Source organism: Mycobacterium sp. E183 (genome assembly GCF_001667735.1).
Classification (GTDB): Bacteria; Actinomycetota; Actinomycetes; order Mycobacteriales; family Mycobacteriaceae; genus Mycobacterium.
Genome location: NZ_LZJN01000201.1, coordinates 14961 through 26813, shown reverse-complemented (window position 1 = coordinate 26813; position 11853 = coordinate 14961). Strand labels below are relative to the sequence as shown.

At 67.6% G+C, this 11853-nt stretch carries 9 protein-coding genes; 6 read left to right on the top strand and 3 right to left on the bottom strand.

The window, feature by feature from the left end; all coding sequences use genetic code 11:
- Positions 1–23 precede the first annotated feature (23 nt).
- Positions 24–890, top strand: coding sequence for an LLM class flavin-dependent oxidoreductase (locus A5691_RS24475; protein WP_067753658.1), 867 nt, complete (start codon positions 24–26; stop codon positions 888–890).
- A 3-nt stretch (positions 891–893) separates the two neighbouring features.
- Here A5691_RS24475 and A5691_RS24470 read toward each other — a convergent pair whose 3' ends face one another.
- Positions 894–1691 carry an enoyl-CoA hydratase/isomerase family protein gene (locus A5691_RS24470; RefSeq protein ID WP_197498969.1) on the bottom strand — a complete coding sequence of 266 codons (798 nt, stop codon included), beginning with the start codon at positions 1689–1691 and terminating at the stop codon, positions 894–896.
- Between the two features lie 86 nt (positions 1692–1777).
- On the opposite strand from A5691_RS24470, the gene A5691_RS24465 reads away from it, so the two are divergent.
- Positions 1778–2695 (top strand): SAM-dependent methyltransferase, encoded by a 918-nt coding sequence (locus A5691_RS24465; RefSeq protein ID WP_068019312.1) that lies wholly within the window; start codon positions 1778–1780, stop codon positions 2693–2695.
- On the opposite strand, the gene A5691_RS24460 is transcribed toward A5691_RS24465, so the two are convergent.
- Both A5691_RS24460 and A5691_RS24455 read right to left on the bottom strand, forming a co-directional pair.
- Positions 2692–4629 carry a fumarylacetoacetate hydrolase family protein gene (locus A5691_RS24460; RefSeq protein WP_068019310.1) on the bottom strand — a complete coding sequence of 646 codons (1938 nt, stop codon included), beginning with the start codon at positions 4627–4629 and terminating at the stop codon, positions 2692–2694. The two genes, A5691_RS24465 and A5691_RS24460, sit on opposite strands and share 4 nt — an antisense overlap.
- On the bottom strand, positions 4626–6884 hold the full coding sequence (locus A5691_RS24455; protein WP_068019307.1) for an ATP-dependent DNA ligase: 2259 nt from the start codon (positions 6882–6884) through the stop codon (positions 4626–4628). Before A5691_RS24455 ends, A5691_RS24460 begins: the two co-directional genes overlap by 4 nt.
- Positions 6885–7010: 126 nt before the next feature.
- Here A5691_RS24455 and A5691_RS24450 point away from each other — a divergent pair, with 126 nt between their 5' ends.
- From A5691_RS24450 to A5691_RS24435, 4 genes are all read left to right on the top strand, one after another.
- A complete protein-coding gene (locus A5691_RS24450) occupies positions 7011–8528 on the top strand; it encodes a mannitol dehydrogenase family protein (RefSeq protein ID WP_067888287.1) in 1518 nt (505 codons plus the stop codon).
- Complete coding sequence (locus A5691_RS24445) at positions 8525–9382, top strand: HAD family phosphatase (protein WP_067888284.1); 858 nt, start codon at positions 8525–8527, stop codon at positions 9380–9382. Before A5691_RS24450 ends, A5691_RS24445 begins: the two co-directional genes overlap by 4 nt.
- A gap of 110 nt (positions 9383–9492) precedes the next feature.
- A complete protein-coding gene (locus tag A5691_RS24440) occupies positions 9493–10905 on the top strand; it encodes a mannitol dehydrogenase family protein (RefSeq protein WP_067888280.1) in 1413 nt (470 codons plus the stop codon).
- On the top strand, positions 10902–11813 hold the full coding sequence (locus A5691_RS24435; protein WP_067888277.1) for a carbohydrate kinase: 912 nt from the start codon (positions 10902–10904) through the stop codon (positions 11811–11813). The genes A5691_RS24440 and A5691_RS24435 overlap by 4 nt, the downstream gene beginning before the upstream one ends.
- Positions 11814–11853 lie beyond the last annotated feature (40 nt).

Below are 11853 nucleotides of genomic sequence, written 5' to 3'. Positions count from 1 at the left end.
CGGTTTCCAGGAAGGCAGATGACGTGCGGTTCACCTACGCGGAGGCGATGACCGACCACAGGTACTACATCCCGCTGGCCCAGGCGGCCGAGGCGGCCGGGTACCACGCGATGACGATCGCTGACAGCATCGCCTACCCCTTCGAGTCGGATTCGAAGTACCCGTACACCCCCGACGGCGATCGCGAGTTCCTGGACGGCAAGGAGTTCATCGAAACCTTCGTGCTGACAGCGGCGTTGGGTGCGGTGACGACGAAGCTGCACTTCAACTTCTTCGTGCTCAAGCTGCCCATCCGGCCGCCTGCGCTGGTGGCCAAGCAGATCGGTTCGCTGGCCGCGCTGACCAACAACCGGGTGGGCTTCGGTGTCGGCACCAGCCCGTGGCCGGAGGACTACGAACTGCTGGGCGTCCCATTCGCCAAACGCGGCAAGCGCATGGACGAATGCATCGAGATCATCCAGGGCCTGACCACCGGCGACTATTTCGAGTTCCACGGCGAGTTCTATGACATCCCGAAGACGAAGATGACGCCGGCTCCCACCCAGCCGATCCCGATCCTGATCGGCGGGCACGCCGACGCGGCCCTGCGCCGCGCGGCCCGCCTGGACGGCTGGATGCACGGGGGCGGCGACCCGGAGGAACTCGACGGGCTCATCGCCAAGCTCAAGCGGTATCGCGAAGAGGCGGGTAAGACGGGACCGTTCCAGATTCACGTCATCTCGGCCGACGCCTACACCGTCGACGGGATCAAACGCCTCGAGGACAAAGGCGTCACCGACGCCATCGTCGGCTTTCGCATCCCCTACATCAAGGGCAAGGACACCGAGCCGCTGGAGAACAAGATCCGCAACCTCGAGATGTTCGCCGAAAACGTCATCGCGAAGGTCTAGCCCTCACAGCGGATCCCACTTCGGCGCCCGCTTCTCCATGTGGGCGGTGGCCGCCTCGACGGGGTTGTTGGTGAAGCCGCTGAGGATCTGGGTGCGGTTCTCGATCTCGATGGCGTGCCGCAGGCTGGGCGCGTCCAGCGCCGCGTTGAGGCCGATCTTGGTTTGCCACACGCCGTAGGCGTTGTTCTCGGTGATCGAGCGGGCCACCCGCAGCGCGGCCGGCATCAGGTCGTCGGGGGCCACCACCTCGTGCACCAGATGGATGCGGTAGGCCTCGGCCGCGTCGATGATGCGGCCGGAGAGCATCAGTTCGCGCGCCACGCCTGCGCCGACGATTTTCGGCAGCAGGTAACTGGTGCCCATGTCCATCGACGAGAAGCCCGCCTTGATGAACGCGGACCCGAACCGGGCGTGCTCGGACGCGACCCGGACGTCGGACACCAGCGTGAACGCCAACCCTCCCCCGACCGCCACGCCGTTGACGGCGGCGATAACCGGAATGGGCAGCTCGTAGATCCGGGTGAACAGGTCGGCCAGGCGAACCTGGGAGTCGTAGTTGACCTTGAAGGGCGGGGTCGTCGGTTTGGGCTTGGTCCACGGTTCACCGGTGCCGCTCAGATCCGCCCCGGCGCAGAATCCGCGTCCGGCGCCGGTCAGGATCGCGGCCCTGAACTCGCCGCCACCGAGCTGGTCAAGGGCGTGGTGCACGCCGTCGATCAGCGATCCGTCGATGGCGTTGAGGCGCTCGGGGCGGTTCAGCGTGATACGGGCGATGTCGTCTTCGAGGGTTTCGAATTCCACTGCGGGCATAGGGGGAACCGTAGGCGACGCCAGTGTTCACCGGCGGGGCATACCGTGGTTTGGCCGCCACAACTGAAGGAGAAGCCATGGCACGAACCGAGGGTGACAGCTGGGACCTGGCCAACAGCGTGGGAGCGACGGCCACCATGGTCGCCGCCGCCCGGGCCGCCGCAAGCAAGCGTCCGCAGCCGGTCATCACGGACGACTTCGCCGAGCCGCTGGTGCGTGCCGTGGGATTGGAGGTGTTCACCCGGCTCGCCAGCGGCGAGCTCGATCCCGATGAGCTCGAGCAGAGCGTCGGCTTTCACCGGATGGTCGACACGTTCGCCGCCCGCGCCCGGTATTTCGACGACTATTTCGCAGCGGCGGGGCAGGCCGGGCTGCTCCAGGTGGTGATCCTGGCGTCAGGGCTCGACGCGCGCGCCTACCGGCTGCGCTGGCCGATCGGGACGACGGTGTACGAAATCGATCAGCCCGAGGTGATCGCGTTCAAGGCGGCGACGATGTCGGAGATCGGGGCGGCGCCGACCGCCAAGCTTCGCGACGTCGGGATCGACCTGCGCGACGATTGGCCGGCCGCGCTGCAGGAGCAGGGCTTCGATCCGGCCCATCCCACGGCATGGCTCGCCGAGGGCGTGCTGATCGGGTGGCTCCCGCCGGACGCCGAGATCCGGCTGCTGGACTCCATCATCCCGCTGTCCGCCGAGGGCAGCCGGTTCGCCGCGGATTACGGCACCGTGACCGGCACGTCCCCGGCGGCCGAGGAACAAGCGCGGCGGATGACCGAGGGCTGGCGACGGCACGGACTCGAAATGGACCTGAGCACCTTGACGTATCCGGGCGAGCACACCGATGTCGCCGCGCATCTGCATGAGAACGGTTGGGAGATTACCGAATCGCGGCTCACCGATCTGTTCTCCGCGGCCGGGCTGCCGGACCTGGGGCAGGCCGCAGACCAGGTGCCGGCGACCACGATCAAATTCGTGCGGGCCGTGCGGCTTTAGCCCCGCTTGGCCAGCCATTCGGCCTGCATCACCAGCAGGGCCATGACCTCCAGCTGCGGGGTCTGCGGGTCGAGTTCGCGGTACCGCTGATAGACGTTGACGACGACGCGCTCGGCATCCAGCCAGGAGGCGTACTCACCGAGATCGATGGTATCGGCGGCCTCGGACCACGACTGCCCGCGGCGGTATGCGGCCTCAGCTTGTTCGGAGACATGGGCGAGATATCCACGCACCGCACGGATTCCGTCGGGATCGCTGACGGGGCCGTGTCCGGGCACGACCGTCGCCGCGTCGAGCGCGATCATCGTGTCGCACGCGGCGATCCAGTTCGAGATCGGGCCGGCCCACACGATCGGGGTGCAGCCGATGAACAGCAGATCGCCGCCGAAGAGCACGCCCGCGTCGGGCACGTGCACCACCGAATCGGCGGCGGTGTGCGCGGGGCCGAGGTTCAACAGGTCGATGCGCCGCCCACCGACCTCGATCGTCATTTCGCGGTCGAACGTCTGGTCGGCGTTGCGCACAGTGATGCCGCTGAAGTCGAAGTGTCCGAAGCGGTCTCGCGTGTAGGGGGTCGCGACGGGACCGAGGTTCGCGGTCTGCGCCATCGCCAGCATCTCGGGCGCCATGCCGTGCGCGATCTCCTCGGCGGTCCCCCGCGCGGCGATGATCCGCACCGAGGCGCCGAGCAGCTGGTTGCCGTGGGTGTGGTCCCCGTTGGAGTGGGTGATCAGCGCGTCGGTGATGGGCGCCGCCGAGGTGATATCCCGCATCGCCGCAAGCATTTCCCGGGTCAGCGCCAGATCGAAGAGCGTGTCCACGAGCAGCGACGCGCCGTCGCCGGCGACCAGTCCGGCGTTGCTCCACCCGTAGCCTCCGTCGGGCAGCGTCCAAGCCCATACCCGATCGGCGACCTGGTGCAGGCCGCGGGTATAGGGCACCTTCGCGGGTGCGCGGTTCACCCGCGGCGCCGCGGGCGCGGCGTCCGGATTGGGTCGGGCCGCCAACGGGTGGGGCGCGGCGCTGGCGCGCACCGTCTGCCGGGTCTCCCCGAGTCCCTGCACCCGGAGCGTGACCACGTCGCCGTCGTGCAGCCAGCCGGGGAATGAGCCCGGCGCCGACGGGTTCAGGTGCTCGACGAGCGTGCACGTCGGGACCGTGCCTGAGCCGATGACGTCGCCGGGGGCGAGGGTCACGCCGCGCGAGGCGTAGGAGATGACTTCGCCGAAGCTCCAATCCATTTGAGCAGTCGACCCCGAACCGATCACAGCGTCGTTGACCAGGGCGGTCACCCGCAGGTCCAGTCGGCCGGCGCGACGGTACGGCGCGAGCTCGTCGGGTGTCACCAGGTAGGGGCCCAGCGTGACGCCGCTGTCCTTGCCCTTGCCCTGCCCGATCCCGAGTTGGCTTTCCAGCTGTTGCAGGTCGCGTGCCGACCAGTCATTGAAGATGGTGTAGCCGATGATGGCCCGCTCGGCTTGGTCGACGGTCAGGTCGCGTCCACCGGTTCCGATGATCGCGGCGATCTCCAATTCGAAGTCCTGCCACGCGCTTCCGGGGGCGGCGGAAGCGTCGTCGTATGGACCCAAGACCGTTGCCGGACAGGCGAAGTAGAACGCGGGTATGCGATACCAGGTGTCGGCGAGGGTGCGCCCGGCACCGAGCGCGGCCTGGCAGTTGCGCATGTGATCCAGAAAGCACAGCGAGTCGCGGATGGACGGCGGGCGCGGGATTGGCGCCAAGAGCCGCACCGCGTCCAGCCGCACGGTCGCCGCGGGGGCACGCAAGGCCTCTTCGCCGGCGGCGCGCAAGCCTTCCGCGCCATCGCCGATCAGGTCGAGAAGGGTCACGCCGGCGGGCATCGCGTAGATATCTTCGTCGGCGAGCACCCCGGTGCGTTCGCCGCCGGCGTCGAGGTAGGTCACCCATTTCATTCCCGCACCACCTCACTCGGTTCCTTGTCCGGCCGTAGGCCCCGCCAACTCGATTGGCGTAGGCGGTCATCCGGCGTCCACTCGCTGTAGCGCACTTCTCCCACCAGCACCGGCTCGACGAACGTCACACCCCTGGACTCGCTGCGGGGAAGCGGTGGGTTGAACGGGGATTGCTCGGTGTGCAGGGGAGCCAGCGTCTTCTTCAGGCTCGCCAGGTCACGTTCGGTGAACCCGGTACCGACCCGCCCGGCGAAGTGCAGGCCGCCGTCGGTGGGGATGCCCATCAACAGGGAGCCGATGCCGCTGCTGCGGCCGCCCTCGCCGGCCTTCCAGCCGCCGATGACCACTTCCTGGGTGTTCCAATGTTTGTCCTTGATCCAGGACGCCGAGCGTCGGCCCGGTTGGTAGGTGGAGTCCCGCCTCTTGGCGACCACGCCCTCCCAGCCATGCTTGCCGGAGTGCTCCAGCGCCTGTTTCCCGTCGCCGGGCAGCAACTCGGGCACGATGAGCTCGCTGCCGCCGGCGAGCGTTTCCAACAGCTTTCGACGATCTTGGTAACGCGCCCGCAGCAGCGAGCGACCGTCGAGGTAGAGCAGGTCGAACGCCCAGAATTGCACGCGGCTGCCGCGCCCCCGGTTCTGCATTGCGTGGAAGCTGGGCACCCCGGCGGCGTCCAGGACGACGGCCTCCCCGTCGAGCACCACGTGATGCTCGGCCAGATCGGTTGCCAACGAACGTAATTGGGGGTATTCGTTGGTGACCTCGCGACCGCGGCGGGACCGCACCCGCAGGCCGCCGTGGTCGATTTCGACGAGCAGTCGGTAGCCGTCCCATTTGCCTTCGAACGCCCACTGGCTCGCCTTGCACGCCGCGATCGAACCGTGGGTGGCGAGCATCGGCGCGATCCCGTCGAAGTCGAAGGTCTTCTGGTCCTTCATGCGGTGCGCCAGCCACTGGTCGCCTTTGGTTTGGATCAGCGCGTAGCGCCCGGTGACCTTGTTGCCGTGCAGATTCACGATCACCTCGTCGTCGTGAAATTTCTCCGCCTCATACGTTCCGGCGTCCCAGATGAGCACCTTCCCGGCGCCGTACTCTCCCCTGGGGATGTTGCCCTCGAACGTGGCGTATTCCAGCGGATGGTCCTCGGTGTGTACCGCCAGATGGTTCACCGATGTGGTTTCGGGGAGGTTCTTCGGCACCGCCCACGACACCAGCACGCCGTCTTTCTCCAGCCGGAAGTCGTAATGCAGCCGGCGGGCGTGGTGCTCCTGGATGACGAATGAATTGCCGTGGCCGGTACGAGGTTTCGTCCGCGGAACCGGCTCCGGGGTCTTCGACGCGTCCCGCATGCTGCGGTACCTGGTCAACCGGTCCGCGACGGCGACGTCGTTGTCCAGCGCCGCCAGCAGATCGCCCTCGCGGGCGACCCGGTCCAGCACCTCGTCGTAGCGCAACTGCCGCAGCGTCGCAGGGTCGTCGATCTCCTCCCACGTGCGCGGGGCCGCGACCGTCGGGTGTTCGCGTCCGCGCAGCGAATACGGCGCGATCGTGGTTTTGGCGCCGTTGTTCTGGCTCCAGTCGAGGAACACCTTGCCCGCGCGCAGGCTTCGCGTCATGGTCGAGGTGACCAGCTTGGGCATCGACTTTTCCAATTGCTGGGCAACACGTTTCGCCAACACGGTCGCGCCCTTGCTGCTCACCGGTTCCGCCAGCGGGGCGTAGAGGTGCAGGCCCTTGCTGCCGCTGGTTAGCGGGAACAGGGTCAGCCCGATGCCGTCGATGAGGTCGCGAACGGCGTGGGCCACTTCGGCCAGCTGGGCCATGGTCACGCTTTCACCGGGATCGAGATCGAACACCAGTCGGGTCGCCGGCCCGGGCTTGAGCTCTTCCGCCTTGCTTCGCGTCCACTCGGCGACCAACCGCCATTGCGGCACGTGCACTTCCAGCGCGGCCTGTTGCGCGATCCAGGCCAGCCCGTCGGGGCTGTCGATGATCGGGTACGTCGTAGTTCCCGAACGGTGCTTGACGCTGGCGCGGGGCAACCATTCCGGCGCAGAGGAAGCCAGCTGCTTTTCGAAAAACGACGACTCCTCAACGCCATTCGGCCAGCGCTTGCGGGTGGCCGGGCGCCCCGCGATATGCGGGATCATCACCTCGGCGATCCGGGTGTAATAGTCGAAGACGTCCCGCTTGGTCGTCCCGGTGGCGGGGTAGAGCACCTTGTCGGCGTTGGTGAGTTTCACCCGCGGTGCCATGTTGTCAACTTACGCGTCTGACCAGTGATCATCGTTACCCACCACGGATTATGTCTCAAACGTAAATTTCTGTGACATCGGTTACGAAGACGTTAGACCCGCGGGCACCACGGGCACGGGATAGCGATGCGCACAACGTCCAGACGTCCAGCAAGCGGCGTCCCCCTCAGCAATGCCACCCTGCGACTGCACTCCCAGCGAATCGCGGTACCCACATACGAGAGGTCGGCCCTGCAGCGCGGTGTCGTTCACATCGGCGCGGGCAACTTTCATCGCGCCCATCAAGCCGTGTACTTCGACGACCTTGCCCGCTCGGGGATTTCGCACCGTTGGGGCGTTACCGGTGTGAGCCTCCACTCGCCGGGGGCCAAAGACCTGCTGTCGGCACAGGACGGGCTTTACACAGTGGTTCAGCGCGGCCACGACGGCCAGACCGCCCGCGTGGTGGGTTCGATCGGGTCGGTTCATTTCGCGCCGCACGACGGCGCGGCCGTGCGCGCGGCGCTGGCAGATCCGCAAACCCGAATAGTCAGCCTGACGATCACCGACAACGGATACTTCCTGGATCCGGTCACCGACCAATTCGACGCCGATCATCCCGACGTGCGCGCCGACCTGGTCGCGTCCGGTGGCTACGCCACCGCGTGGGGGTACCTGGCCGAGGCTCTCGACCGGCGCCGCCGCGCAGGGTTCGCACCGTTCACCGTGCTCTGCTGCGACAACATTCCCGGCGACACCCGGCCGGCGAGAACCGCGTTGATCTCGTTCGCGGCGTGCAAGGACCCGGGGCTTGCCCGCTGGATCGAAAGGCACGTCGCGTTCCCGTCGACGATGGTCGATCGCATCACCCCGCAAACGTCGACTTCGGAGCGCGAGTTCGTCGAGCAGACGTTCGGCGTGGCCGACAAGTGTCCGGTCGTGACCGAACCGTATCGCCAATGGGTGATCGAGGATTCGTTCAGCAACGGTCGGCCGCCGCTCGAGGAGGTCGGGGCCGAATTCGTTGCCGACGTCAGCGACCACAAGCTGATCAAGACGCGCCTGCTCAACGGAACCCATATCGCGCTAGCGTGTTTGGCGACGCTGGCCGGTTACCAGCGCACCGACGAAGCGATGCGGAACCGTGTCATAAGCGACTACGTCGAGACACTGCTGCGCGAGGAGATTCAGCCGTTGCTGCCGGCCGTGCCGGGGATGAACACCCCGCAGTACCGCGCCACCCTGCTCGATCGGCTCAGCAATCCCAGCATGAGCGACCAATTGTCGCGGCTGGCCCGGCGGGGGACGACCAAAATCACTTCCTTCGTGCTGCCGTCCCTGCAGGAGGCGATCGCGCAGGGCAGACCGCACACGCTGCTGACGTTGGCTGTTGCCGGGTGGGCCCGGTACATGCGGGGCCACGACCTGCAGGGCCGCCGGCTCCGCCTCGAGGACTCGCAGGCGATACCGGTGGCTAAATTGGCGAACATGGCCGGCAACAACCCTGACCCCCTGCTGCGGCATGCGATGTTCGCTGAGCTACGCGCCGTTCCCGGTTTCGCGCGGCGCCTGGGCGACATGATCGCCGATATCGACACGCGCGGCGTGGTGCCCACGTTGCGTGACGCGATGCGCAACGACGAGCGAGAGTTGGTGTCACGATGAACGCTCACCTGACCTTTGTGCGCGCGTTCGACCCGGCGCCGATCACCACCTTGCTGTGTGACGCCGACGACAACCTGTTCGCTTCGGAAAGGCCGGCGTTCGAAGCGTCGACCGATGTGATGAATCGTTTCCTGGCCAGGTTCGGCGTGACCGCCCCGCTCGACTCGGAGGAGTTGCGTAAGCGGGCCGTTGGGAAGAACTTCCGCGCGATGGCCCTCGACCTGGCGACCCAGTGCCGGCTGCCGCTCGATCAGACGTTGGCGCACGGCCTTCCCGCGGCGGTGGTTGCCTCAGCCCAGGACGCGGCGAAGGGCAACGCGTTGTCCGCCGACGAACTCGAGCAGTGGGTGCGCGAAGAGCGCGAACGGGTCACCGCGCATCTCGCCGTCACGCTGACCCCCGACCCGCGGGTGCTCGAACCGCTGCGCGACCTCGAGCCGCGCTACGCGCTCGCGGCCGTGAGCTCCAGCGCCACCAAGCGCCTGCGCGCCTGCTTCGCCGCCACCGGCATCGACTCGCTGATACCCGAGGCGCTGACCTTCAGCGCGGAGGATTCGCTTCCGGTACCGACAAGCAAACCCGACCCGGCGGTCTATCTGCATTCCGGTCAGGTGATGGGCGTCGCGGCAGAACAAGGCCTCGCCATCGAAGACTCCGTCGCCGGCGTGAGCTCCGCGGTCGCGGCCGGCTACGCCACGGTGGGCAACCTGATGTTTGTGCCACCTGACGAACGGGATTGCCGCCGAGAGGATTTGATCGATGCCGGGGCAGTCGCGATAACCGATTCGTGGCGTGCGCTCGCCGATGTCCTGCTGTCGTCGGCCGTGCCGGCGGGGGGTCCCCCGCTCACCTAGGGGCATCGGATGGTCCAAGCCGCTGGGCTTCGGCCCGGGGCCGTCATACCGTCGAGAGGTGCCGCGAGCCCGGTAACGATCGGGGCCGTGGCCCGGTGAGGAGTTGGCCAATGGTGGCTGGCGCGATCAACCTGAACAATGCGTCGCTGTCCGAACTGCCGATCGAGGCGCCGAACTATGACCGCGGGGACGTGACCGTCGGCATCGCGCATATCGGCGCCGGTCATTTCCACCGCGCGCATCAGGCTGCGTACATCAACCTGCTGCTGCAGCAGGGGCTGGCACGCGAATGGGGTATCTGCGGCGTGGGCGTGATGCCCGCCGACTGGACGATGCGCGACGTCCTCAACGGTCAGGACGGGCTGTACACGCTGATTTTGGAGAACCCCGACGGCAGCCGGGACGCGCAAGTGATCGGGTCGATCGTCGACTACCGCTACGCCCCGGACGATCCCGAATCAGCGTTGGAGGTGCTCGCCGCGGCCTCCACCCGGATCATTTCGCTGACCATCACCGAAGGTGGGTACCGCGATCCCGACGGGCCGGCGTTCGCGTTGATCACCGAGGCGCTCGCCAGGCGGCGCGATCGCGGAGTCCCCGCACCGACGGTCGTTTCCTGCGACAACATCGAGAACAACGGCGAGGTCGCCAAGCGCACCGTGCTCGCCAGCGCCGAACGCAGGGATCCCGCGTTGGCCGAGTGGGTGGCGGAGAACGCCCGCTTCCCCAGTTCGATGGTCGATCGCATAACCCCGGCAACGACTTTGGAGATGGCCGCGGAGGTGCGGCGCGACTTCGGCGTCGACGACCGGTGGCCGGTGGTGGCCGAACCGTTCACCGCGTGGGTGATCGAAGACGACTTCGCCGACGGCAGGCCTCCACTGGAGCGGGCCGGGGTGCTGATGGTCGACGACGTGCGCCCATACGAGCTGATGAAGCTGCGGCTACTCAACGCGGGGCATCAGTGCCTGGCCTACTTCGCCCATCTGTGCGGCTTCCAGTTCGTCCACGAGGCGGCGCGCGATCCACTCTTCGCCACATTCTTGCTCTCTTACTTCGACGCCGAGGCCATCCCCACCCTGCCGCCGGTGCCCGGAATCGACCTGCACGAATTCGGCCGCACGCTGGTCGAGCGGTTCGCCAACCCGGCCGTGCGCGACACCGTCGCGCGCATCTGCGCCTACTCGTCGGACCGCATCCCGAAATGGCTGTTCCCCGTCATCTGCGACAACCTGGCCAACGGCGGTCCGGTTCAACTGGCGGCCGCGGCGGTGGCGAGTTGGGCGCGCTACGCGGAGGGCACCGACGAATGGGGAAAGCCGTATGAGGTGGTGGACCAGCTCGCGGATTCGCTCATCCCGATCGCCCGATCGCAGAACCGGAACCCCACCGCGTTCATCGAAGTGACCGCCGTGTTCTGCGATCTGGCCCACCAACCACGCTTTGTCGAGGCGTATTGCTGGGCCCTGGATTCGTTGCACCACAAGGGAGCTCGGGCGACGCTGGAGGCTCTGGTGCGATGACCCGCGGCCTGGTGATCGGCGAATCGCTGATCGACATCGTCAACGGCGACGAGCATGTCGGCGGCAGTCCGCTCAACGTCGCCGTCGGGCTCGGCCTGCTGGGCCGCGATATCGATTTCCTGACCCACATCGCCGACGACCGACAGGGGCGGCGCATCGCCGACTACGTGAAAACTGCTGGCGCACAGCTTGTCCCGGGCAGCGTTTCGGCCACCCGGACGCCGACCGCGGTAGCGACTCTGTCCGCTGATGGCTCGGCCACCTACACGTTTGACCTACAGTGGCGACTTTCCGGCACGCCCGAGGTCCCCCCGCCGGTGTTGGTGCACACCGGGTCCATCGCCGCCGTACGCGAGCCGGGCTGCCTGGCGGTCGCGGCGTTGGTCGACGCCTACCGCCTGTCGGCCACGATCACCTTCGATCCCAACGTGCGTCCGTCGCTGATCACCGACCGCGATTCGGCCCGCGCGCGCATCGAGCACCTGGCCGAGCGCAGCGACGTCGTGAAGGTCAGCGACGAGGACCTGCGCTGGATCGATCCCCAGCACGAGCCCGAGCAGACGGCCCGGGCGTGGCTGGCGTCGGGGCCGGCGATCGTCGTGGTGACGATGGGGGCCCGCGGCGCGGTTGCGCTGTGTTCGGCCGGCGAGGCGCGCGTGGCCGCCAGGCCGGTCCAGGTGGTGGACACCGTGGGCGCCGGCGACGCCTTCACGGTCGGCCTGCTGGACGCGCTCTGGGGGATGGACTTGTTGGGCGCCGACCGGCGCGCCGCCCTGCGCCGCATCTCGATCGACGCCCTGACCGGAGCGCTCGAGGCGGCCACGCTGTCGTCTGCGGCGACCGTGGGCCGCGCCGGGGCGCAGCTGCCCGACCGCGCCGAGCTGCGGGCGCAGGCAAACCGGCGCTAGCTTCCCGGCCGGCTTCGATGCGGTCACGAGCTGGGCGCAA

Bases quoted from the DNA above. Each gene is read 5' to 3' on its own strand.
- A5691_RS24465 (WP_068019312.1), top strand. From the start codon at position 1,778: ATGGCACGAACCGAGGGTGACAGCTGGGACCTGGCCAACAGCGTGGGA.
- A5691_RS24435 (WP_067888277.1), top strand. From the start codon at position 10,902: ATGACCCGCGGCCTGGTGATCGGCGAATCGCTGATCGACATCGTCAAC.
- A5691_RS24460 (WP_068019310.1), bottom strand. From the start codon at position 4,629: ATGAAATGGGTGACCTACCTCGACGCCGGCGGCGAACGCACCGGGGTG.
- A5691_RS24440 (WP_067888280.1), top strand. From the start codon at position 9,493: ATGGTGGCTGGCGCGATCAACCTGAACAATGCGTCGCTGTCCGAACTG.
- A5691_RS24450 (WP_067888287.1), top strand. From the start codon at position 7,011: ATGCGCACAACGTCCAGACGTCCAGCAAGCGGCGTCCCCCTCAGCAAT.
- A5691_RS24455 (WP_068019307.1), bottom strand. From the start codon at position 6,884: ATGGCACCGCGGGTGAAACTCACCAACGCCGACAAGGTGCTCTACCCC.
- A5691_RS24445 (WP_067888284.1), top strand. From the start codon at position 8,525: ATGAACGCTCACCTGACCTTTGTGCGCGCGTTCGACCCGGCGCCGATC.